The 23,076-nt window shown below is 76.3% G+C and carries 17 protein-coding genes; 7 read left to right on the top strand and 10 right to left on the bottom strand.

Going from position 1 to position 23,076, the window contains the following annotated elements:
* Window positions 1–4: 4 nt before the first annotated feature.
* Window positions 5–361, bottom strand: coding sequence for an ArsR/SmtB family transcription factor (locus ACZ4K2_RS31355; protein WP_467478342.1), 357 nt, complete (start codon window positions 359–361; stop codon window positions 5–7).
* Between the two features lie 148 nt (window positions 362–509).
* Between ACZ4K2_RS31355 and ACZ4K2_RS31360 the strand changes: the two genes are divergently transcribed.
* Complete coding sequence (locus ACZ4K2_RS31360) at window positions 510–1,589, top strand: NADH:flavin oxidoreductase/NADH oxidase (RefSeq protein ID WP_467478344.1); 1,080 nt, start codon at window positions 510–512, stop codon at window positions 1,587–1,589.
* A gap of 65 nt (window positions 1,590–1,654) precedes the next feature.
* Here ACZ4K2_RS31360 and ACZ4K2_RS31365 read toward each other — a convergent pair whose 3' ends face one another.
* From ACZ4K2_RS31365 to ACZ4K2_RS31400, 8 genes are all read right to left on the bottom strand, one after another.
* The gene (locus ACZ4K2_RS31365) at window positions 1,655–5,959 is read right to left on the bottom strand and encodes an HAD-IC family P-type ATPase (RefSeq protein WP_467478345.1); all 4,305 of its coding nucleotides are present in this window, start codon (window positions 5,957–5,959) and stop codon (window positions 1,655–1,657) included.
* A gap of 10 nt (window positions 5,960–5,969) precedes the next feature.
* Entirely contained in the window at window positions 5,970–6,482 is a 513-nt protein-coding gene (locus tag ACZ4K2_RS31370) for a hypothetical protein (protein WP_467478348.1), read from the bottom strand.
* Between the two features lie 280 nt (window positions 6,483–6,762).
* A complete protein-coding gene (locus tag ACZ4K2_RS31375) occupies window positions 6,763–8,085 on the bottom strand; it encodes a benzoate/H(+) symporter BenE family transporter (protein WP_467478351.1) in 1,323 nt (440 codons plus the stop codon).
* Window positions 8,082–9,284: a trans-sulfuration enzyme family protein gene (locus tag ACZ4K2_RS31380; RefSeq protein WP_467478352.1), complete on the bottom strand. Its 1,203-nt coding sequence runs from the start codon at window positions 9,282–9,284 to the stop codon at window positions 8,082–8,084. The genes ACZ4K2_RS31375 and ACZ4K2_RS31380 overlap by 4 nt, the downstream gene beginning before the upstream one ends.
* Entirely contained in the window at window positions 9,281–11,137 is a 1,857-nt protein-coding gene (locus tag ACZ4K2_RS31385) for an FAD/NAD(P)-binding protein (protein WP_467478354.1), read from the bottom strand. Before ACZ4K2_RS31385 ends, ACZ4K2_RS31380 begins: the two co-directional genes overlap by 4 nt.
* Window positions 11,131–12,132: a 2,3-diaminopropionate biosynthesis protein SbnB gene (gene sbnB / locus ACZ4K2_RS31390; RefSeq protein ID WP_467478357.1), complete on the bottom strand. Its 1,002-nt coding sequence runs from the start codon at window positions 12,130–12,132 to the stop codon at window positions 11,131–11,133. Before sbnB ends, ACZ4K2_RS31385 begins: the two co-directional genes overlap by 7 nt.
* A gap of 59 nt (window positions 12,133–12,191) precedes the next feature.
* Complete coding sequence (sbnA, locus tag ACZ4K2_RS31395; RefSeq protein WP_467478359.1) at window positions 12,192–13,139, bottom strand: 2,3-diaminopropionate biosynthesis protein SbnA; 948 nt, start codon at window positions 13,137–13,139, stop codon at window positions 12,192–12,194.
* 229 nt (window positions 13,140–13,368) lie between these two features.
* Complete coding sequence (locus ACZ4K2_RS31400) at window positions 13,369–14,166, bottom strand: PaaX family transcriptional regulator C-terminal domain-containing protein (protein WP_467478362.1); 798 nt, start codon at window positions 14,164–14,166, stop codon at window positions 13,369–13,371.
* A gap of 71 nt (window positions 14,167–14,237) precedes the next feature.
* On the opposite strand from ACZ4K2_RS31400, the gene ACZ4K2_RS31405 reads away from it, so the two are divergent.
* Both ACZ4K2_RS31405 and ACZ4K2_RS31410 read left to right on the top strand, forming a co-directional pair.
* Complete coding sequence (locus ACZ4K2_RS31405) at window positions 14,238–15,917, top strand: acyl-CoA dehydrogenase family protein (protein WP_467478365.1); 1,680 nt, start codon at window positions 14,238–14,240, stop codon at window positions 15,915–15,917.
* A gap of 145 nt (window positions 15,918–16,062) precedes the next feature.
* A complete protein-coding gene (locus tag ACZ4K2_RS31410; RefSeq protein WP_467478368.1) occupies window positions 16,063–18,084 on the top strand; it encodes a HEAT repeat domain-containing protein in 2,022 nt (673 codons plus the stop codon).
* Between the two features lie 190 nt (window positions 18,085–18,274).
* Here the strand turns inward: ACZ4K2_RS31410 and ACZ4K2_RS31415 are convergent, their stop codons facing one another.
* On the bottom strand, window positions 18,275–18,859 hold the full coding sequence (locus tag ACZ4K2_RS31415) for an Rv1733c family protein (protein ID WP_467478370.1): 585 nt from the start codon (window positions 18,857–18,859) through the stop codon (window positions 18,275–18,277).
* Between the two features lie 272 nt (window positions 18,860–19,131).
* Between ACZ4K2_RS31415 and ACZ4K2_RS31420 the strand changes: the two genes are divergently transcribed.
* From ACZ4K2_RS31420 to ACZ4K2_RS31435, 4 genes are all read left to right on the top strand, one after another.
* On the top strand, window positions 19,132–20,220 hold the full coding sequence (locus ACZ4K2_RS31420; RefSeq protein ID WP_467478372.1) for a WD40/YVTN/BNR-like repeat-containing protein: 1,089 nt from the start codon (window positions 19,132–19,134) through the stop codon (window positions 20,218–20,220).
* A gap of 126 nt (window positions 20,221–20,346) precedes the next feature.
* Window positions 20,347–21,024 carry a uracil-DNA glycosylase gene (locus tag ACZ4K2_RS31425; RefSeq protein WP_467478374.1) on the top strand — a complete coding sequence of 226 codons (678 nt, stop codon included), beginning with the start codon at window positions 20,347–20,349 and terminating at the stop codon, window positions 21,022–21,024.
* Window positions 21,021–21,995, top strand: coding sequence for an N-acetylglucosamine kinase (locus ACZ4K2_RS31430; RefSeq protein WP_467478376.1), 975 nt, complete (start codon window positions 21,021–21,023; stop codon window positions 21,993–21,995). Before ACZ4K2_RS31425 ends, ACZ4K2_RS31430 begins: the two co-directional genes overlap by 4 nt.
* 143 nt (window positions 21,996–22,138) lie before the next feature.
* Window positions 22,139–23,062 (top strand): sirohydrochlorin chelatase, encoded by a 924-nt coding sequence (locus tag ACZ4K2_RS31435; RefSeq protein ID WP_467478378.1) that lies wholly within the window; start codon window positions 22,139–22,141, stop codon window positions 23,060–23,062.
* The last annotated feature ends 14 nt before the right edge of the window (window positions 23,063–23,076 follow it).

A 23,076-nucleotide genomic window follows, 5' to 3' on the forward strand; every position in this document is an offset into this window, starting at 1 on the left:
CGGTTCAGGCGCCGTCGCCGGGCCGGGCGGCCTGCCGGTCCGCGGCGGCGAGGAGGCTGTCGAGGAGCCCCGGGAAGAGCGCTTCGAGATCGTCCCGGCGCAGCCCGTTCATCTTGGCCGTGCCCCGGTAGACCTGCCGGACGACCCCGCTCTCGCGCAGGACGCGGAAGTGGTGCGTGGTGGTGGACTTGGTCACCGGAAGGTCGAACTGAGAGCAGGACAACTCCGCTTCGTCGGCGGCGAGTTCGCGGACGATCCGGAGCCGCATCGGATCGGCGAGGGCGTGCAGCACCGACTCCAGCCGGATCTGCGCCCGCTCCGGGTGCGGCAGCACGCGCCCGGTGGTGGCGGTGTCGGTCACGGCGGCTGCCCCTTCGTCGCGGGAGGCCCTCGGCACGGCGTCCCCTCACTGACGGACATTGTACGAGGAGCATCGTAGTTTGACATCTCTCGTAGTACGAGGAGTACCGTACGAATCCATCAGTGGTCCGTGACGAATGGAGTCCGTCGTGAGCGCGCTCTTCGAGCCCATCACCCTGCGCGAAGTGACCGTCCCGAACCGGGTCTGGATGGCCCCGATGTGCCAGTACTCGGCCGAGCCGGAGGGCCCGCTCGCGGGAGCCCCGCACGACTGGCACTTCGCGCACTACGCGGCGCGCGCCACCGGAGGCACCGGCCTGATCCTCGTGGAGGCCACCGCGGTGGCGCCCGAGGGCCGGATCTCCCCGTACGACCTCGGGCTGTGGAACGACACCCAGATGGAGGCCTTCCGCCGGATCACCCGCTTCCTCACCGCGCAGGGCACCGTGCCGGGGATCCAGCTCGGCCACGGCGGCCGCAAGGCGTCCACCGAGCGGCCGTGGAAGGGCGGCGCGCCCGTCGGACCCGACGCGCACGGCTGGCAGCCGCTCGCCCCGAGCGCGGTCGCGTTCGACGAACGCCACCCCGTGCCCACCGAGCTGACCACCGATCAGATGGCGGACATCGTGCGGCAGTTCGCCGACGCCGCGGGCCGGGCGCTCGCCGCGGGCTTCGAGGTCGTCGAGATCCACGGCGCCCACGGCTACCTCGTCAACGAGTTCCTCTCCCCGCACTCCAACCGGCGCACCGACGCCTACGGCGGGTCGTACGAGAACCGCACCCGGTTCGCCCTGGAGATCGTGGACGCGGTCCGCGAGGTGTGGCCCGCGGACAAGCCGGTGTTCTTCCGCGTCTCCGCCACCGACTGGCTCCCGGAGAACGGCTGGACCCCGGACGACACGGTCCGCCTCGCCCGGGACCTGCACGCCCACGGCGTGGACCTGCTCGACGTCTCCACCGGCGGCAACGCCTCCGGCGTCGGCATCCCGACCGGGCCGGGGTACCAGGTTCCGTTCGCCGCCCGGGTGAAGGCGCAGACCCCGCTGCCGGTCGCGGCCGTCGGCCTGATCACCGACCCCGCGCAGGCGCAGAAGATCCTGGCCAACGGCGAGGCCGACGCGGTGCTGCTCGGCCGGGAACTGCTGCGCAGCCCGTCCTGGGCCCGGCAGGCCGCCCGGGAGCTGGGCGCGGAGGTCCGGGTCCCGGACCAGTACCACCGGTCGGTCTGAGCCCCGCCTCCCGGCGTGGCCGGCGGGCGCCGCCCGGCGGAGGACGGCCCGGCGGCGCCCGCCGGTCACGCCGGGAGCAGCCGGCCGATCGTCTCCTCCAGACGGGGCAGGGTCCGCTGGCCCGCCAGCGCCAGCGCGATCGCCGCCACGACACCGGCCCAGGCGACCGGTCCGAGCGGGGTGCAGCCGAACAGCCGGCTGACGCCCGGGGTCTGCACCAACGCGACCAGGGCCGCGGCGGAGCCGAGGGACGTGACCTGCACCAGCCGGCTGTCGCGCCGGTCGAGCAGGGTCTGCGCGAGCTGGGTGCCGACCACCCCGCACAGCGCCATGGTGCTGGAGCGGCGGGCGGTGCCCGGGGTGAAGCGGCCGATCAGCCAGGCGGTGAGCGCGCCGAGGCAGGTGGTCAGCGCGCGGTGCCGGATCTGCCGCAGCAGCGGCTCGCCCAGCACCCCGGCGGCCTCCTCCACCTTGGTGAGGTCCGCCTCGCCCTCCTTCTCGGTCACCGCCACCGCCATCGACGGGAACAGGTCGGTGAACAGGTTCACCATGAGCATCTGCCGGGTGGACAGCGGCGCCCGCCCGGACAGCAGCGTGCCGAGGATGCCGAAGCCGATCTCGCCCGCGTTGCCGCCGATCAGGATGGCGATCGCGTCGGCCACGCTGTGCCACAGGGCGCGGCCCTCGCCGACCGCGTCGATCAGCACCGTCAGGTCGTCGTCGGTCAGCACGATGTCCGCGGCGTTGCGCGCGGCGGCCGAGCCCCGCGCGTTGATGCCGACGCCGATGTCGGCGGCGCGGATCGCCGCCGCGTCGTTGGCGCCGTCGCCGACCATGCCGACCACCCGGCCCGCGTCCCGCAGCGCCTCCACCACCTGGAGCTTCTGCTCGGGCGCCACCCGGGCGACCACCCCCGCGTCGCGCAGCATCCGGGCCCGGGTCGCCCGGTCCGCCGCGGCCAGCTCGTCGCCCGTGACCACCACGGTGTCCGCGGGCCAGCCCAGGTCGGCGGCGATGGACCGCGCCGTCTGCGGATGGTCGCCGGTCAGCATGACCGGCCGTACGCCGGCCCCGTTCAGCCCCGCCACCAGCGCCGTGGACGTCTCGCGCGGTACGTCGGACAGCGCCAGCAGACCCGTGTACTCCAGGTTCTCCAGCGGCCGGTCCAGGACCTCGGACGCCCGCTCGTCCGCGCCGAGCCGCCGTTCGGCCACCGCCAGCATCCGCAGGCCGTCCCCGGCCAGCGCGTGCGCGGCGTCGGAGGCGTGCCCCGGCAGCCCGGCGCAGGCGGGCAGCACCGTCTCCGGCGCGCCCTTGACCACGAGCACGGCCGGGCCGTCCCCGCTGCGGCCGACGGCGGCGGCGTAGCCGCGCGCGGCCTCGAACGGCAGCCCGGCCAGCTGGGTCCAGTCCGGATCGGGGGCCGCGGCGGTCAGCACGGCCTCGTCGGTGGCGTGCACGGGGTGCTCGGAGCCGCCGTTCAGCCGCGGGCAGGCCCGTGCGGCGGACCGCAGCGTCCGCTCGGAACCGGGGTCGTCCACCGCGTGGACCGTGCTCTCGGCGTCGGTGGTGCGCACCAGCCGCAGCCGGTTCTCGGTGAGCGTGCCGGTCTTGTCGAAGCAGATGGTGTCCATGCGGCCCAGCGCCTCCAGCGTGCGCGGTGTGCGCACCAGGACGCCGCCCCGGCTCAGCCGCCGGGCCGCGGCAAGCTGTGCCACCGTCGCGACCAGCGGCAGCCCCTCCGGTACGGCCGCCACGGCCACCGCCACACCGCCGCTGACCGCCTCGCGGATCGGCGTCCCGCGCAGCAGGGCCAGGCCGGTCACCGCGGCACCGCCGGCCAGGGTCAGCGGCAGCGCCTTGCGGGTGAGTTCCTGGAGCCTGACCTGCACACCGCCCGCCGGGGGCGTGCGGGCGGCGAGGTGGACGGCGCGCGCGGCCTCGGTGCGGTCCCCGATGTCGACGACGACGGCCCGGGCCTCCCCCGCCACCACGGTGGTGCCCTCGAAGACCATGCAGCTCCGGTCCGCGACCGGGGCGTGCGGGGTCGGGTCCGTCTGCTTCTCCACCGGCAGCGACTCGCCGGTCAGGGCGGACTCGTCGACCTCCAGACCGTCCTGCCACAGCAGCCGGGCGTCGGCGGGCACCACGTCGTCCCCCTGGAGCCGGATCACGTGGCCCGGCCGGAGCCGGCCCGCCTCCACGGTCCGGGTGCCGCCGGCCGGGGCGTCGCCCTCGGGGTCCTCGGAGTCCTCGGACGGCACCAGGCGCGCCTTCTGCTCCTGCTCGGCGACCAGCCCGGACAGCGCCCGCTCGGCCCGCAGCCGCTGGACGCCGCCGACCATGGCGTTGAGGTCGAGGGCGCCGACGACGAGCAGCGCGTCCACCACGGAGCCGAGGATCGCCGACGCCGCCGAGCCGACCGCCAGCACGGGGGTGAGCGGGTCCTGGAGCTCCTCCCGGACGGCCCGGCCGAACCGGTAGGTCCAGCGGGCGGGCGCGGCGGCCGGATGCCGGACGACGCCGTCGGCCGCCTTGCGCATCCGGGTGGTCAGCGTGTCCGGGCCGGTGCTGGCCGCCGGTTCCCGGGCGAGTCGCTCCCGGGCCTGGTCCGGGTCCAGTTCGTGCCAGTGCACCCGGGGGCGGGGGTGCGGGGCGCCGGCCGTCGCGACGCCGAGCGCGGCACGGATGCCGGACACCAGCGCGGAGGCGGCACCGGCGTCGACCGGCGCGTGCCGGAGTCCGGGCAGCACGGCCCGGCGCCCGCGCCCGCCGCCGGACTCGCCGACGGCGACGAGCAGGCCGGAGAGGGCGGCGCCGGAGCGGGCCAGGGTCTGGGCGCGGCGGCCGACGGTGCGGGCGGCCGGGATCGCGGTCAGCACCCGCCACACGTCGGGCAGGCCGTGCAGGGCGAGGAGGTCGGCGCCCCAGACGACCGCGCCGTCCCGGTCGGTCAGGGCGACGGCGACGTCGGCGGCGTTCAGCGCGGCCAGGACGTCGTGGTCGCCGGCCCCGCCGACCCGGGCGACCACCAGGACGGCCCCCTCCTCGCCGCGCGCCTCGTGCACGACGTCGTCCAGGGGCCGGCGGGCGTCGACCACCTGGTCGGCGAGGCCCGTGAAGTCCTCCAGGGCCGGGTCGTCCACGAGGACGACCCGGAGCCCGGCCCGGCGGGCCGCGTCGAGCACCGGTTCCGCCCAGGCGTCGGGCTCGCCGTCCGCGGTGCGCAGCGCGCCGGGGTGCAGGACGACCGTACCGGTCATCTCCAGTTGGCGCAGCCGCTCCGGGGCGCGCACGAGCACGCCGGTGCGGGACAGCGCGGCGCCGAGCACGGCGTGGAAGGCGGCGGGGCCGTACCGGGCGGCCTTCGGGGAGCCGGCCAGCACCGCTTCCGCCGCCTCGGCGGCGTCGTGCTTGACCAGCAGGGTGGCCGCCGCGCCCAGCACGCTGCCGGCGGAGGCGTGGGCCGCGTACTCCTGGGCCGGCGGGACGCGCAGCGGCGGCCGCGGGGTGCCCTCCGGGGCGAGGCTGACCCGGTCCGGGGCGCACAACTGGTCGTGCACCGTGTCGAAGGCGGCCGAGCGGGCCACCGTCTCGGCCACCTGGCAGGCGCGCAGGACGCCGTCGAGGACCAGCGAGGCGGGGCTCTGGCCGGCGCCGTGCACGGCGGCGTTGGCGCACGCGAGGGCGAGGTCCATCCGGGTGTCGCCGAGGCGGCCGCGCAGCCAGGACCGGAAGCGCGGGTTCTCGCGCAGCAGGGTCACGACCGCGGTCACCATCCGGGGCGAGGGCGGCAGCCGCAGCGAGTAGGCGGTGAGGGCGACGGCGATGCCGACCCCGTCGGCGGCGAGCGTGGCCGCGGCGGCGCGCACCCCGGCCGGGTCGGCCGGGTGGGTGGTCTCCTCCACGTCCGCGGCGGACAGCACCAGGCCGTGCCGCTCCGCCAGTTCGGCGGCGTGGTCCATGACCCGGTCGGCGGCCTCCTCGCCGGTCGCGGTCACCACGAGGCGGGCCAGGCCCTGGTCCCAGTAGGCGAAGAGCACGTCGGGGTGGTCCTCCAGCGCCTCGGCCACCCGGCGCGCCAGGTGGCCGGTGCCGCCCGCGCGTCGCGCCACCGCCTGCTCGGCGGGGCGCACGGCCAGGTGGGCGCGGGCGCCGGAGCGCCAGTGGTCGCCGGCGCCGGGCAGCGCGTTGCGGGCCACCCGCGCGATCCGGGTGGCCGCGTCCGCGCCGCGCACGCCCGCGCGCACCGTTCCGGCGGCGGCACCGGCGGCCAGTCCGGCCGCCGGTGCCGCGGCTCGCGCGAGCAGCCGGGGCGCCGAGGGCAGCAGGCGGGCGGCGGCCGACGGCACCGTCAGCAGTCCGGGCAACGTGGCCTCCTCAGAGCGTGGTGCGGTCGGGCCGTGCGGTGGGCCCGAGGGGACCGGAGGACGGCTTGGCCGCCGACGCCCTGGTGCCGTGGGCGGGGCCGGCTGCCTCCGTGCGGCCGGGCGGCGCGGCCTCGGCCGTCGTACCGTGCCCGGGGTGCGGGGTGCCCGCGTTCCCGGCGGGGCCGTGGCCCGTTCCCGCGGACCGCAGGGCGGCGGTGCCCAGGTCGTGGGCGGGCTCGGGCTCCGGCGGGCCCGCGTCCGCCGGCCGGTCCGGGCGGGGCTGGGTGAGCCAGGCCACCGCCGCGCCGGTGACCGCCACGGGCCACTCCACCACTCCGGCGACGCCGAGCACCCCGGCCCCGGCGTACACCGCCATGCGCCGCCCGCGGGGGGAGACGGCGCCGACCTTGTCCAGTGTTTCCTCCGCGGCCCTGGTCACCGTTGTGGCGCCGGGCACCCTGCGCAGTACCGAGGCGGCGCCGCGCAGGGGCGCCGTGAGGACCGACGACTTCTGCTCAGCCATGACTCTCCTCGGGTGAGATCGCCTTCGTGGCCCACCGAGTTCCCGCGCCCGCGCCTGTCACCCGCTTTCTTCCGGGGACGCCCGCAGTCACCAGGGAACGTCACGCCGCACCCGCGCGCCACCGGCCCCACGCGCCGCACCGGCCGCCCGGGGCGCGGGCGGCCGGTGCGGACCGCGGTCGGCGGCATGGCGAAGGCGGGGTCCGGCGCGCGCCGGATCCCCGCCTGTACGAGCGGGCGCCGGGCCGGGCCGCCCGCGGGCGGCCCGGCCCGGTGCCCGGTCAGGCCGCGGCCGTCCGCCGGCGCCACCGGCCCGACAGGACGAGGTGGGCGGCGACCCCGAGGACCAGGCCCCAGAACGCGGAGCCGATGCCGAACAGGGTGACACCGGAGGCGGTGGCCAGGAACGTGATCAGCGCGGCCTCCCGGTCCTTCTCCTCCTTGACCGCGCCCGTCAGGCCGCCCGCGAGCGCCCCGAACAGGGCGACACCGGCGATGGCGGCGACCAGTTCCCCGGGCAGCCCGGCGAAGAAGGCCACCAGGGTGGAGCCGAAGGCGCCGATCAGCAGGTAGAAGGCCCCGCACGAGACACCGGCCACGTAGCGCCGCCGCGGGTCGGGGTGTGCCTCGGGACCGGTGCAGATCGCCGCCGTGATCGCGGCCAGATTGATCGCGTGGCTGCCGAAGGGGGCCAGGGCGGTGGACACCAGGCCGGTGCTGCCGATCAGCAGCCGGTCCTCCGGCTCGTAGCCGGAGGCGGAGAGCACGGCCATGCCCGGGGCGTTCTGCGAGGCCAGTGTGGCCAGGATCAGCGGCACCGCGATGCCGACGAGCGAGGCGACGGAGAACTCCGGGGCCGTGAGCACCGGCCGGGCCAGCTCGATCGAGTCCACGTGGACGTGCAGCCGCGAGCCGGCCGCACTGGCGGCGACCCCGACGGCGAGGGCGATCAGCACCGCGTACCGCGGCAGCAGCCGCTTGGCCACCAGATAGGCGACCAGCACGGAACCCGCGATGAGCGGCGCCGTCTTCAGCGAGGTGAAGACGTGGGTGCCGAAGCCGAACAGGATGCCCGCCAGCATCGCCGAGACGACCGCCGTCGGCACCTGGCGCATCAGCCACCCGAACACCCCGGTCAGGCCGATCAGGGTGATGACGGCGCCGGTGACGAGGAACGCGCCGACGGCCTCGGCGTAGGAGTACGCGCCGAGGCTCGTGACCAGCAGGGCGGCGCCCGGTGTCGACCAGGCGGTGATGACCGGCATGCGGGTGCGCAGGCTCAGCACGATGCAGGTCAGGCCGCTGCCGATGGAGATGGCCCACACCCAGGAGCTGGTCTGCGCGCTGTCGAGGTGGCCGGCCGAGGCCGCCGAGAGCACGATGACCAGCGGTCCGGAGTAGGACACGACGACGGCCACGAAACCCGCCAGTACGGCGGACAGCGACGCGTCGCGCAGCAGCCGGGGCCGGTCGTCCGGGCCGGGTGCGCCGGCCGGCCGCGGTTCCCCGGGCCGCCGGGGTGTGCGGCGGCCCGGGCCGGAGGGCGGCGCGGCGGTGTGCGCGGCGCCCGGGGTGGTGTCTGTGTCGGGGGACTCGGGGCTCAACTGTCTTCCTTCGCAGCCCTTTCCAGGGCCTGTTCCAGATCGGCGACGAGATCGTCCGGGCTCTCCAGGCCGATGGAGAGGCGGATCATGTCCTTCGGTGCGGTGCTGCCCGGCCCCTCGAAGGTGTAGCGGTGTTCGACGAGGCTTTCCACACCGCCGAGCGAGGTGGCGCGGATGAACAGCCGGCAGTGCCGGGCGACGCCCAGCGAGCGCTGCCAGTCCCCGGCGACGTGCAGGGAGAGCATGCCGCTGAAGCCGCCGGTCATCTGGCGGGCGGCGACCTCGTGCCCGGGGTCCGCGGGCAGGCCCGGATAGGCGACCCGGCTCACCAGGGGGTGCTCGGCGAAGTGCGTGGCGAGCGCGAGGGCGGTGGCCGATGTCTGCCGCATGCGCGGGAACAGCGTGCGTATGCCGCGCATCAGCAGGTACGTCTCCAGCGGGCCGAGGATCGGGCCGGTCAGCCTGCGGTGCAGCCGGAGCCGCTCCCACAGCGTCTCGCGGGCCTCGGTCCGCTCCGGCGCCAGCACGAGGAAGCCGGCGACGACGTCGGTGTGCCCGTTGAGGTACTTGGTGCCCGAGTGCATGACCACGTCGGCGCCGAGGCCGAACGGCCGGCTGTGCACCGGGGTCGGGACCGTGTTGTCGACGCCGAACAGGGCGCCCGCGCGGTGGGCGATCTCGCCGACGGCCGCGATGTCGGTGACCGTCCAGGTGGGGTTGGCCGGGCTCTCCGCCCACACCAGGGCGGTGGGGGCGGCGGAGACGGCCGCGGCGACGGCCGCCAGGTCGTCCATGGGCACCCGGACGACCTCCAGGCCGCGCGAGGGACCGAACTCGGTCAGCCACTTGGTCAGCCCGAAGTACATGGTCCTCGGCACCACCACCCGGGAGCCGCCGGGCAGCACCTGGAAGACCGCGGTGGCCGCCGCCATGCCGGAGGAGAACACGAGGGCCTCGGAGCCGCCCTCCAGGCCCGCGACGACGTTCTCGACCTGCTCGTAGCCGGGGTTGCCCTGGTCCCGCAGGTACGCCAGGTCACCGGGGAGGCGGTACCCGGTGTCCCGGGCGAAGGTCGCGGCGAGGCTGACGGGCGGCGGTACGGCGCCGGTCGCCGGGTCGCGCCAGCCGTCGCCCTGCGCGGCCCGGGTCTCGGCCCGGTACTCCGTCGTCCAGGGCGTGAACTTCTCGCTGTTGGTCATCGCTTCCTCGTGATCACTGACGGCAGGGAGGTGCTCAGGGCGAGTTCCGCGTCCCTCAGGGCGCGGGACGGCAGGCCCGGAGAGGGGACGTAGTGGTTGTAGTAGCTGGATCCCTCGGTGTGCGGGCCCAGGAAGAACAGCCGCGGCTGGACGGTCCCGGCGCGGTCGACGCCCCGGCCCTCCCGGGTGACGTCCAGTCCGTGGGCGGGACCGCCGCGGGAGCCGAGGGTGCGGATCCGGCCGGCCGCGGCGAGGGTGTGGAGCAGGGACCCGGGGACGCGTTCGGGGGCGGGCTCGCCGATGTGCGCGTGCACCACGTGGTCGACCTCGACGGAGGTGTGCCGCAGCAGACCGGTGGATTCGAGGATCCAGGGTCCGTGCCCGGCCGGGGCGACGACCTTGGGCCGGGGTCCGGGGCCGAGCCGGACGACGCCCGCCCCGACGAGGGCGAGCAGTTCGGCCGAGCGGTCCAGTTGCGGGCCGATGACCAGCCGGTTGACGGTGGCGTCGAACTCGCCGAAGAACCCGGCCAGGGAGGCGTCGTCGAGGCCGGGCGCGTCGACGGCCGTCCGCAGGACGTCGCGGTGGTCCCGCAGGACCTCCAGTGCCTCCTTCAGGGGGCTGACGCCCAGTCCGGCCCGGGCCTCCGCCAGGTCCGCGGCCACCTCGCCGGTGAACCAGCGGGCGTACGCGTCGTGGTCCGCCCACCGCCGGGCGGCCGGGGAGAGGACGCCGGCCAGCGGGCTCGGCCCCCGGCGGGCCCGGCATTCGCGCAGCACCGCCTCGTGCCCGCGCTCCCGGACCCGGTCGGCGAACTCGCGGCCCGCCTCCGCCGCGTCGCCGCACTCCCGGGCCCGCAGGGTGCGGTGGTAGGCCAGTTCCATCTCGGCCTCGACCAGCGGCAGCACGTCCTCGGTGAAGGCGAGGCGGCCGTCGGCGCGCCGCTCGCGCAGCCGTGCGACCGCGTCGGCCGTCAGGGCGAGCGGCGCGTGCCGCACCCGGTCCGGGGCCAGGTACGGCCGGCTGCGCGAGGGCAGGCCCGAACGGTTGGCCAGGACGAGCACGGGTTCCCGCCCGCTCGGCACGTAGCGCGTCCCCGGGCCGTGCGGCTCGTGCCGGCCGCCGCGGCCCAGGGTCAGGCTCGCGATGACGTCCATCGCGGTCAGTCCCATGCCGAGCACGGCGACGCGCTCGCCCGGCGCGATGGCGTCGAGCGCCCCGGGCAGCGGGTAGGGGCGGGTGACCAGCCGGGGTTCGGCGGCCGGTGCGGCCGGGCGGTACAGCGAGTGGTGGCCGACGGTGACGAACACGGCGTCGGCGTCGACGCGGGCGCCGTCGGCGAGTTCGACCACCTCCGTCCCGGCGGCCCCGGGCCGCACGTCGACCGCCTCGCACCGGTGCCGCACCACCGTCAGGCAGTCGGGCGCGGCGGCGGCGATCTCGCCGGCGGCCCAGGCGAGGTACTCGCCGAGCAGCCTGCGGGGCAGGAAGTCGTTCGCGCGGACCGGCCGGCCCTCGCCGGGGCGGACGGTGCAGCCGTCGTCGGCGAGGCGCAGGTCCCGCTGCCGGCACCACTCGGCGAGCGAGGGCCCGGACAGCGGCGCGGGGCCCTCGACCATCCGCTCGTCGGCGAAGGCCGTCAGCTGGGAGCAGACGGTGTTGAGCAGCAGGTGGTCGGGCTGGTCGCCCAGGTGGAAGCCGGGTCCGCAGGGCCGCGGGTCCACCAGGTGGACGGTCACCGGAGCGGGCCGGGTGAGGCAGTGGGCGACCAGGCGTTCCAGCAGGCCGAGGCCGCGGGAGCCCATGCCGATGATCGCCACGGTGGCCGTGGCGGGCCGTGCCGGGGTCACCATCGGCGCGTCTCCCCGAAGAAGTCGGGGATCTCGACCGTCGTGCCGTCGCGGCGGGCCTGCTCCAGGACGAAGGCGCCGACGGCGAGGTCCAGCACGCCGAGGCCGAACGGCGAGAAGACCACGGGCCGTGCGGCGTCCACGGCCACCTCCGCGTCGAGTACGCCGGCGAGCGTGCCGGTGACGAAGTCCCGGGATCCGGTGGCTTGTTCGGCGAGGTGCGGCGAGGTGTCGGCCTTCAGGCAGTGGTCGACGTCGTCCAGGATGTTCTGCGCCGCCAGCACCACCTCGGGCGCGAGGTCGCGCAGGGAGATGTTCAGCACGAGCTGGCCGGGCGCGAACGGCTCGGTGACGTACGGCTCGAGCGCCGTGGTGGCGAACACGACGGTGTCGGCGGCGAGGGCCTCGGCGAGGTCCGGGGTGACGGAGGCCGGCACGCCCTGGGTGGTGCGCACGTGCTCGGCGAGGGCCCGGCCGGAGGGCTCGTCCGGGTCGTGGACGAGGTAGGCGTCCGGGACGCAGCCCGCGGCGTGCAGGTAGTCGCAGATGTTGCGGGCGATGACCCCGGCGCCGACGACGGCGGTCGTGGTGCCCCGGTGGCCCTCGGGGCGCAGCGCGGTGGCGGCCACCGCGGCGGAGGCGGCGGTGCGGGCGGAGCTGATGGCGGCGGCCTCCAGGCAGGCCACGGGGTAGCCCGTCGCGTAGTCGTTCAGGACGAGGACCGCGGAGGCGCGGGGCGTGCCCGCCCGGGTGTTCTCCGGGAAGCTCGCGATCCACTTGATGCCGGCGACACCGGACTCGGGACCGAGGAAGGCGGGCAGGGCGATGATGCGGGAGTCCGGCTTCTCGGGGAAGCGCAGGAAATGGCTGTCGGGATTGACGGTCCGGCCGGCCCCGTGACTGCGATAGGTGCGGGCGACCAGATCGAGGACTTCGCGGCGGCGTTCTCGCAGCACGGTGCGCACGGTGCCACCCGCGACTATTTCGAATGTGAACACTTTGCGTTTCCCCCGGCCCGGGACGGCGCCCGGGCATTGTTTTCTCTGCCGATGGTCTTTCAGAGGCGTCCGGGCCAGCGCTCGGCCACCCAGGAATCGTCGTAGATCGTTTCGAGATAGCGGTCGCCGAAGTCGGGTGAGATCGCCACGACGACACTGCCGTCCGGAATGCTCTTGGCCGCGCTCTGCACCGCGCTGAGCACCGTTCCGGTCGATCCGCCGAACAGCAGGCCGCGTTCCCTGGCGAGCGCGCGGCACATCTCCACGGTTTCCGCCTCGGGTACCAGGACGACTTCGTCGACCAGGCTCTCGGTGAGTATCTCCGGCCGCCGGCTGGTGCCGAGGCCGGGAATGTGGCGGCGGCCGGCCGGTCCCCCGAAAGTCACCGAACCCACGCTGTCCACGGCGATGATCCGGGTGCCGGGGCTGTGGCTGCGGAAGAACTCCGCGCACCCCATCAGCGTCCCCGTGGTGCCGGCGCCGGCGAACACGTAGTCCACCCGGCCCAGTGCCTCGAAGATGGACCGCCCGGTCCGCTGCCGGTGCGCCCGCGGCCCCGCCGGGTTGGCGTACTGGTTGAGCCAGTACAGGTCGGGCTCCCGGCCCAGGCGCTCCTGGATGTAGTCGATGCGGGACTGCAGGTAGCCGCTGTTGCCGTCCCTGACGGTCACCACCACGACCTCGGCGCCGAGGGCCTCCATCAGGCGGACCGTCTGCGGGTTGGCGTTGGGGTCGGTGACGCAGGTGAGGGGGTAGCCCTTGGCGGCGCAGACCATCGCCAGGGCGACTCCCAGGTTTCCCGAGGTCGATTCGATGAGCCGGGTCCGCGGAAAGCGGCGCCCGGACGCCTCGGCATCCGCCACGAGGGCCACCGCGGTCTTGAGTTTCACCGAACCCGCGGGATTGAGGCCCTCGATCTTCAGGAAGACGGAACTTCCCGGAACCAGTTGGTGGAGCTGGACGAACAAGTCGTCCAGCACAAGGTCGTACACTTCTTCCGCTATCACCAGATTCCAAACCGTAGAACTGGGCACGCACGGCGGGGTCGGCGCCGTTACAGGCAGTGCCCATCGGGCTTGATGGTCGGTGCGCAACATCCGGCGCACGCTACGCAGAAGGGACTTCTTTCCCCCGTCCCCCGTGTATCGCTGTTTCCCCCAGTCATTCGTCGCGATGACGCCACTCTGGCACGGTGCGACTTCCAAGACAAGCAAAGACTTGTCAACAAACCCTGTTCTACGGGGGGTTGTGCCCTTCGGGCTGCGCATTCGACGGCAGGCCCCCTTCCGGCGACCCGCCCAGGGCCGCGGCCAGTTCCCGCCGGTAGTCCGCGTACGCCGCCCGCAGGGCCTCCCCCGGCCAGTCGGGCGGCAGCAGCGCGGGCGGCAGGACGGGGTCGGCGAGCAGGTGGCGGACGGCCGCGGCGTGGCCGGCGAGCCGTTCGGCCGGACGGCCGGCGCCGGCCGCGCCGGCGAGCAGGTGCCGGGCGGTGGCCGCCCAGTCCGCCGGCCGCCAGAGCCGGGCGGCCAGTTCGCGCGGCGGCTCGTCGGGGCGGGCCGTACCCGTCAGGGCCAGCGTCTCCAGGGCCGGGGGCAGCGGACGGTCGAGGTTGGCCGGGCGCAGCCACACGCCCTCCCGGAGTTCGGCCAGGCGCAGCGCGGTCAACCGGGCCCGCAGATCGGCGCGTTCGGCGGGACCGCGGCCGGTCGCCGTGATCACCACCAGCTCCCAGTCGCCGTCCCACGCGCGCGTGCGCGGGTGCACGGCGTCGTCCTGGCGGCGCTGCCGGGCCAGCAGCCGGTCGCTGAGCCGGTAGACGCCCTCGGCGCGCCGCAGGTCCCCGGCGGACACCATCCGGCTCAGCGCCGCCCGCAGCGTGGAGCCGCCGACCCCGAACGGCTCCACGAGCCGGACCAGGTCCCTCACCGGGAGCTGCGGCGGGTGCACGCCGAGGAGCAGGCTCAGCACGACGGACCGGGCGGACAGCGGTCGCAGGCCGGCCGTGCCGGGCTCCGCCGGAACGTTCATGCGCATGGCCCCGTACTGTACGTGCGCCTCCTTGTTGCGTCATTGCTACAGCCGCAGGAAAGGTGCAACATGCTGTCATGGCCTCCCTCCCCGCGCAGTCGCCCCCGCCGGTGCCGCCCCGGCGGCCGTACGCCACCCACGACGTCACCAACCAGGCGCCCCCGCTCGCCCCCTACGACGCCTCCGACGACGCGGCCCTGCTGGAGGGGCTGAGCCGGGAGGGCGCCGGGTGGGCCGCGGACGGCATCCGCCGGCTGGGGGCGCGTGCCGGCAGCGCGGAGGCCCAGGAGTGGGCCGAGCAGGCCAACCGGCACGAACCCGTGCTGCGCACCCACGACCGCTACGGCCACCGGATCGACGAGGTGGACTTCCACCCGAGCTGGCACCACCTGCTGCGGACCGCGATCGCCGAGGGGCTGGCCGGCGCCGCGTGGGCGGACGGCCGGCCGGGCGCGCACGTGGCCCGCGTCGCGGGCGGCCTGGTGTGGGGGCACACGGACGAGGGGCACGGCTGCCCGACGTCGATGACCTACGCCGCCGTGCCCACCCTGCGCGCACAGCCGGATCTGGCCAAGGTCTACGAGCCGCTGCTCACCAGCCGGGAGTACGACCCCGTGCTGCGCGTCCCGGCCGAGAAGCCCGGGCTGCTCGCCGGGATGGGCATGACCGAGAAGCAGGGCGGCTCCGACGTCCGGACGAACACCACCACGGCCACGCCCACCGGCGAACCGGGCGTGTACACGCTGCGCGGGCACAAGTGGTTCACGTCGGCGCCGATGTGCGACGTCTTCCTGGTGCTCGCGCAGGCCCCGGGCGGGCTGTCCTGCTTCCTGGTGCCGCGCGTCCTGCCGGACGGCAGCCGCAACACCTTCCGCATCCAGCGCCTGAAGGACAAGCTGGGCAACCGGTCCAACGCCTCGTCGGAGCCGGAGTTCGACCGGACCGTGGCGTGGCTGGTGGGGCCGGAGGGGCGGGGCGTGAAGACCATCATCGAGATGGTCAACTGCACCCGGCTGGACTGCGTGATGTCCTCGGCGACCCTGATGCGCAAGACGCTGGTCGAGGCGGGGCACCACGCCCGGAACCGCAGCGCGTTCGGCGCGCGCCTGGTCGACCAGCCGCTGATGCGCAACGTCCTGGCCGATCTCGCGCTGGAGTCCGAGGCGGCGACGACGCTCACGCTGCGGCTGGCCGGCGCGGCGGACCGCGCCGTGCGCGGGGACGCCGGGGAGCGGGCCTTCCGCCGCATCGCCACCGCCGTCGGCAAGTACTGGGTCACCAAGCGGGGCCCGGCCTTCACCGCCGAGGCCCTGGAGTGCCTGGGCGGCAACGGGTACGTCGAGGACTCCGGCATGCCCCGGCACTATCGCGAGGCCCCGCTGCTGTCGATCTGGGAGGGCTCCGGGAACGTCAACGCGCTCGACGTACTGCGCGCCCTCGGCCGCGAACCGGACGGCGCCGAGGCCCTGTTCGCCGAACTCGCCCTCGCCCGCGGGGCCGACACCCGCCTCGACACCGCCGTGGCCGCGCTCGCGGACCAGTGGGCCGGAACCGAACCGGCGGGCGCCCGCCGGCTGGTCGAGCGGACAGCGCTCGCGCTCCAGGCGTCCCTGCTCGTACGGCACGCCCCGCACCCGGTAGCGGACGCCTTCTGCGCGAGCCGGCTGGGCGGCGACTGGGGCCACGCGTTCGGCACCCTGCCCGCCGAGGCCGCCTTCGACGCCATCCTGGCGCGCGCCCTGCCCGGCCTGAACTGACCCCTGCCGCGCTTGCGGAGGGGAGCGGTCCGCGGATGGCCGGTGACCGCCGACGGATCGCACACAGTCAGCGGATGCATGCGGTCCGTCGCCACCGCCGTGGTGCACACTCGCGGTCCGGTGGCACTCTCCTGGGGAGGACAACGTGTTCACGGGGATCGACGAGGTCGACTGGGGATCGCTGCGGCACGCGCACGGCAGCGCGGAGGACGTGCCCGGCTGGCTGCGGGCCCTGGCGTCCGCGGACTGCGCCGAGCGGGCGACCGCCCTGGACGGGATGTACGGCGCGGTGCACCACCAGGGAAGGGTGTACGACTCGACGCTGGCCTGCGTCCCCTTCCTGTACGCTCTGGCGGCCCGCGAGGAGGTGCCGGAACGCGGCTGCATCGTGGAACTGCTGGTCAGCATCGGCGGGGAGAGCACCGGGGGTACCGCGTGGGACGGGCGGGCGCGGGCGGCGGTACGGGCCGGTGCCGAGAATTTCGCGGCGCTCGCCGGGGACCCCGACCCGGCCGTCCGCCGGGCCGCGGCCGGCGCCCTGGTGCGCTTCCTGGACCAGCCGATCCGGGTCCTGGAGGTGCTGCGGCGGCGGCTGCGGGCCGAGCGGGACGACTGGGTCCTGCCGGCCCTCGCCGAGGCGCTCGGGCTGTTCGCGCACCGCCACCCCGCGCACGCCGACGACGCGGTGGAACTCCTGGCCGAACAGAGCGCGCCGCCCTACGCGCCGGGCCCGCGGCTCGCCGCGCTCGGTCAGCTCGCGCTCCGCGCGCCCGGCAAGCTCCCCGCCGACCCGGTGCGGGCGGCGGTGGCCCTGCTGCGCCAGCGCTCCGCCCAGCGCCCGCCGGCCCGGGAGCCCTCCGGCACGGACACCCTGGTCCGCCGGATACGCCGGCTGCGCCCCTCCGACGAGCAGGGCGCCGCGCTGCTGCGCACCCTGCACGACGCGCTCGGCGACCGGGTGGCGGACCGGACCGCCCTGCTCGCGGGGCAGCTGACCAGTCCGGACCCGGTGGACCGGTGCAACGCCGTGTGGATGTCGGCGGTGCTGTTCCGCGGCTGGCGCGGCGCGTACGAGGAGCCCGTACGGCTGCTCGGCGCCCAACTGGGCAGTGACCAGGACCGGTTGCGGGACGCGGCCGTCTCCGTCCTCGCCGAGCTGTACGCCCTGGCGGTGCCCGCCGTCGGCGAGCTGCACGCGCTCGTGGCCACCCGGCCGGATCTGTGGACGCACCGCTGGGAGCGCTCCTCGCCCACCCTGGGCGGCCCGCTCAGGGCGCTGGCCAGGACCGGCGATCCGCGCGCGGTGCCGCCGCTGGCCCGGTTGCTGGCCGGCCCGGCGGCGCCGGCCGGACTGGGCTGCGAGGTCGTGTACCTCGGCCGGGCGGCGGCGCCCCTGGCCCCGGCGCTGCGCGACCGCCTCGGCCGGGTCCCGCTCGCCTCCCCCGCCACCGCCCGGCTCGCCGCCCCGCTGCTGACGGCGGTGAGGGCCATCGGCGACCGGGAGGCCGTCCCCGAGCTGCTGCGCCTCCTCACCGGCGCCCCCGGCGGCCCGGGGGCGCCCGACGACGTCGTCGGCCAGGTGATCGAGACGCTGGCGGAGCTGGGCGCCGCCGCGTACGCGGCCCCGCTCCTGCGCCCCCTGCTGCACACCCGGCACGCCGCCGGCGCGGCGGGCGCCCTGTGGTCGGCGGACCGTGACGCCTCCGCCGTACTCCCCGTCCTGCTCCGTGAGCTGGGGCAGGCCGACGCGGGCCTGCGCCGAGGCGCCGTCCGGCAGCTCGCCGTGCTGGGCCCCGCCGCGCGCACCGCGGTACCCGAACTGCGCCGGCTCACCCGCTCGGGGCCGGCGCGGGAGCGGGTACCGGCCGCGTGCGCGCTCTGGCGCATCACCGGGGACCCCGACCTGGTCCGGCCGGTGTTCCGGGAGGCGTGGGGCGCGGATCCGCACACCCGCGTCCCCGTCGCCCGCTGCCTGGCCACCATGGGCCCGGCCGCGGCGCCGCTGAGCGACCTGCTCACGGCCGAACTCGCCCGCCCGCGCCGCCACACGGCCCACGGGCGCGCGTTCGGCAGCCGCGACATCCCCGACGACGAGGAACTGCTGAGGAGGTGCCGGGAGGCGCTGAGGGGGCTCCGGGGCGCCGAGGGCGGCACGGAAGGGACGTGAGCCGGGGCGCCGCAGCAGACGCCGGGTGGCACCCGGTACGGCGGCCGGACCCGCGGTGCGGGTGACGTCCCTGGGGGGACGGATCGGCGCAGGGTGCGGAGGCGGGCCGGGGTGACGGAGGGGCGCGCGCTGCCCGTCGGAAGGTCCGGGGCGGCGCCGGGGCGTGCACCGGACCGGCTGCCGGCCGGTCTCAGACCGTGCGGCCCCACTGCGGGCCGAGGCGGGACCACTCCGCGTCCCAGGCGTCCAGCCGCCGGCGTTCCAGACGGCTCCGTACGGCCAGGCCGCCGACGAGCGGGACGGCGGCGGCGCCCATGCCGACCAGGATGCCGGCCAGGGTGGCCCGGAGACCGGCCTGGGAGGCGGTGCTGGGACGGGAGGCGAGCCGGCCCCCGGGGCCGGTCCAGACGGTGACCGGCGTGCCGGCCCCGCTCCCGGCGGGCACCCGGGCCCGGCCGGTGCGGTCCCTGCCGTCGGGCCCCGTCCAGTGGACCCTCGCCCAGACGCGGTCGGCGACGGTGGCGCGGCCGGTGGACGAGTCCGGCACCCGTGCGACCACCCGCGCCACCACGGGCCGCCGGCCGATCCGTTCCCGGGCGAGTGCGGCCTCCACCTCGCCTGTCGCCGCGAGGCCCGCCAGCACGCCGGCCACGGCCGTCAGCAGGAACGAGCCGAGCACGAGCCACGCCTCCGCCACGTCGGCCCGGCGCTTGAGCGGATTGCGCCGCCAGCGCCACAGCCACACCTTCGGACCACGGAACGCCTTCAAAGGCATCCTCCTCACGAGCGCACCCACGGCCGGACCGCCCTCCCGCACGGGAGGGACCGCTCCGCTGCTCACGGCGAACCGCCACCCCGACGGTCGCACGAGACCCCCCTTCCGCGCAGGCCCATGCCGGAGCGAGAACCGGCCGATCTTCGCCACGGCCGACGACACAGCCGGTGACCTGCACGAAGGCGCGATTCGTGGGGGATTGTCGGTGACCGGGTGCAGACTGGCCGGGATCTGACGACTACCCGGACGACGGCGTCCCGGAGGTGACCGGCATGGCCGAGGTACTGCTCGCGGTGGGCACCCGGAAGGGCCTGTTCATCGGGCGGCGACGGGGCGGCGGCCCCTGGGAGTTCGACGGGGGCCCCTGCTTCCCCACGCAGGCGGTCCACTCGGTCGCGATCGACACCCGGGGTGCCCGGCCCCGGCTGCTGGCGGGCGGCGACAGCGCGCACTGGGGCCCGTCGGTGTTCCACTCCGACGACCTCGGGCGCACCTGGGCGGAACCGGCCCGGCCCGCCGTGCGTTTCCCCGAGGACACCGGCGCCTCGCTGGAGCGTGTCTGGCAGCTGCACCCGGCCGCCGGCGAACCCGACGTGGTGTACGCGGGCACGGAGCCGGCCGCGCTGTACCGCTCGCGGGACCGCGGCGAGAGCTTCGAACTGGTCCGGCCGCTGTGGGAGCACCCGACCCGCGCCCGCTGGGTGCCGGGCGGCGGCGGTGAGGGCCTGCACACGGTGCTCACCGACGCGCGCGACCCGCGGTCCCTGACGGTGGCCGTCTCCGCGGCGGGGGTGTACCGCACCACGGACGGCGGCGCGAGCTGGTCGCCGTCCAACTCCGGTGTGTCCGCCGTGTTCCTGCCGGACCCCCACCCGGAGTTCGGGCAGTGCGTGCACAAGGTCGCCCGGGACGCGGCCGTCCCGGACCGGCTCTACCTCCAGAACCACTGGGGGGTGTACCGCAGCGACGACGCGGGCGGGCGGTGGACCGACATCGGCGCGGACCTGCCGACCACGTTCGGCTTCGCGGTGGCCGCGCACCCCCGCCGGGGCGGCACGGCGTACGTCTTCCCGATCAACGCCGACGCCGACCGGGTGCCCGCCGGGCGCCGCTGCCGGGTCTTCCGCACCTCGGACGCGGGCGCCACCTGGGAGCCGCTGACGGCGGGCCTGCCCGCGGAGGACCACTACGGCACGGTGCTGCGGGACGCCCTGTGCACGGACGACGCCGACCCCGCCGGGGTGTACTTCGGCAACCGCAACGGCGAGTTGTTCGCCTCGGCCGACGACGGCGACACCTGGCGGACCCTCGCCACGCACCTGCCGGACGTGCTGTGCGTGCGCGCGGCGGTGATCGGTTGACAACGGCCACCGGCGGCCGGACGGACGGGGACGGGCGGCGGACGGAACCGGGCGGCGAGCCGGCTCGGGGCGGTGCTCCGGCCATCGGTTGATCGCCGGCGGGCGCACGGCAGTAGGGTGACGCCCGTGGCACCACGACCCTTGCATGAAATCGTCGAACCGGGCTGGGCGAAGGCCCTGGAACCCGTCGCCGGACGGATCGCCGGGATGGGCGACTTCCTGCGCGCGGAGATCGCCGCGGGACGCACCTACCTGCCGGCCGGACCCAACGTCCTGCGGGCCTTCCAGCAACCCTTCGACGAGGTGAGGGTCCTGATCGTCGGTCAGGACCCGTACCCGACGCCGGGCCACGCGGTGGGCCTGTCGTTCTCCGTCGCGCCCGACGTGCGCCCGCTCCCGCCCAGCCTGATCAACATCTTCCGCGAGCTGAACGGCGACCTCGGGCTGCCCCAGCCGTCCACCGGTGACCTGACGCCGTGGACCCGGCAGGGCGTGCTGCTGCTCAACAAGGCGCTGACCACGGCGCCGCGCAGTCCGGGGGCGCACCGGGACAAGGGCTGGGAGGAGGTCACCGAGCAGGCCATCCGGGCCCTCGCGGCGCGGGGCAAGCCGCTGGTGTCCATCCTGTGGGGCCGCGACGCCCGCAACCTCCGTCCGCTGCTGGGCACCCTGCCGGCGGTCGAGTCCGCGCACCCCTCGCCCATGTCGGCCGATCGCGGCTTCTTCGGCTCCCGCCCCTTCAGCCGGGCCAACGACCTGCTGATGCAGCAGGGCGGACAGCCGGTGGACTGGCGCCTGCCGTGACCGTCGCGGGGTACCTCGCCGTGGACTCCGGTGGGTCCGGCCTCCGGATCGCCGTCGGGGTCCCGGGGCGGGCGCCCTCGGCGCGGCAGGAGACCCGGGAGCCGGTCCGCACGGGCGCGCGGGGCATCGACCCCGGTCACCTCATGGCCCAACTCGTCCCGGTGGCCCGCGCGCTGACCGCCCGCGCGGGACTGGCGGGGCTGGACACGGCCGCCGTCGGCGCCGCCGGGTTCGCCACCCTGGGCGACGCCCTGCGCGCCGAACTGCCCGGCGCGCTCGCCCGGGAACTGGGCGTGCGGACCGTGGCGCTCGCCGCCGACGCCGTCACCGCGTACGCCGGCGCCCTGGGCCCGCGGCCCGGCGCCGTCCTCGCCGCGGGCACCGGGCTGATCGCGATCGGCACGGACCTGACGGGCTGGCGGAGGGCCGACGGCTGGGGGCACCTGCTGGGCGACTGCGGCAGCGGCGCCTGGATCGGGCGGGCCGGCCTGGAGGCCGCGCTGCGCGCCCACGACGGCCGGGACGGCGCCTCCACGGCCCTGCTGACCTGTGCCGAGGAGCAGTTCGGCCCGGTGCGCGGGCTGCCCGGCCTGCTGTACCCGCGGACCGACCGGGCCGCCGTGCTGGCCTCGTTCGCGCCCCGGGTGGCCGCGTGCGCCGCGCGGGACCCGGTCGCCGCGGGCATCCTGCGCGCGGCGGCCCGCGACATGGCCGGCTCCGCGGCGGCCGTGTGCCCGGCGGACGGCGAGCCGGCGGTGGCGCTCACCGGGGGCCTGTTCGCGATGGGCGAGCCGCTCCTCGCGCCGCTGCGCGAGGAGCTGACGCGCAGGCTGCCGCACGTCCGGCAGGTGCCGGCGGAAGGGGACCCGCTGCACGGCGCGGTGCGGATCGCGACCGAGCTGGCCACCGGGCGGCTCGGCCTGCCGGACGACCCGGCACTGCTGTCCGTGGGCCCCGCCCGGGGTGTGTGAGAGGCCCCGCCGGGCCACGCGCCCGGCAGGTGCCGGAAACGTGCGTCATCGGGACGTAACTCATCCGACAAAACCGGACGGATACCACTCACCCGCACCCTCCCCGAACGGAGGAGCCCACCGAGCCAGTAACATGCGGCGCCATGAGCTCCCCCACTGGACCCGTGTCCGGCCTGCCCGTACGAATGCCGCGACCCCGCCAGCCCGGACGGCACCGCCGGCCGGAGCCGCTGGTGGCTCCCGAGGGCGCGCCCGCGCTCGTCCTGGCGGTGCCCGGCACGCCCGGAGCCGCCACGCGCGGCCTCGCCGAGGAGGTCGTGAGCATCGCCCGCTCCGAGCTGCCCGGCCTGGACGCCCGGATCGGGTACCTGGACGGGGACGACGCCGAGTTCCCCACGCTGCGCTCCGTGCTGGCCCGCGCCGCCGAGCAGCGCGCCGTCCGGCACGAGCAGGCCGTCGCCGCCGGGGTCGAGGGTGTCAGGGAGCCCGATGGCCCGGTCGCCGTGGTCGTCCCGCTGCTGGCCGGTCCCGACAACGCGCTGCTGCGCCGGATCCGCCGGTCCGTGATGGACAGCCGGGTCGCCGCCGACCTGACCGACGCGCTGGGCCCGCACCCGCTGCTCGCCGAGGCGCTGCACGTGCGCCTGTCGGAGGCGGGCCTGGCCCGCGCCGACCGCGCCCGGCTCTTCACCGTGGCCACCGCCGCCGACGGCATCGTACTGGCGTCCGTGGGCGGCGAGGAGGCCGTGCAGGCGGCCGGGATCACCGGCATGCTGCTGGCCGCGCGGCTGGCCGTGCCGGTGATGGCGGCGGCCCTGGACGAGGAGGGTTCCATCGTCTCCGTGGCCGAGCAGCTCCGGTCATCCGGCTCGCGGCAGCTCGCCCTGGCGCCGTACCTGATCGGTCCGGAGATCGACCCGGAGCTGCTGGCCGCCGCGGCCGAGGAGGCCGGCTGCGCCACGGCCGAGGCGCTGGGCGCGTACCCGGCGATCGGCAAGCTCGCGCTCGCCAAGTACACGACGGTGCTGGGCATCGCCCCGCAGCCGCAGGGCGCGCCGGTCCGCTGACACACCGGGCCGCC

The organism is Streptomyces sp. NPDC025833, assembly GCF_055558055.1.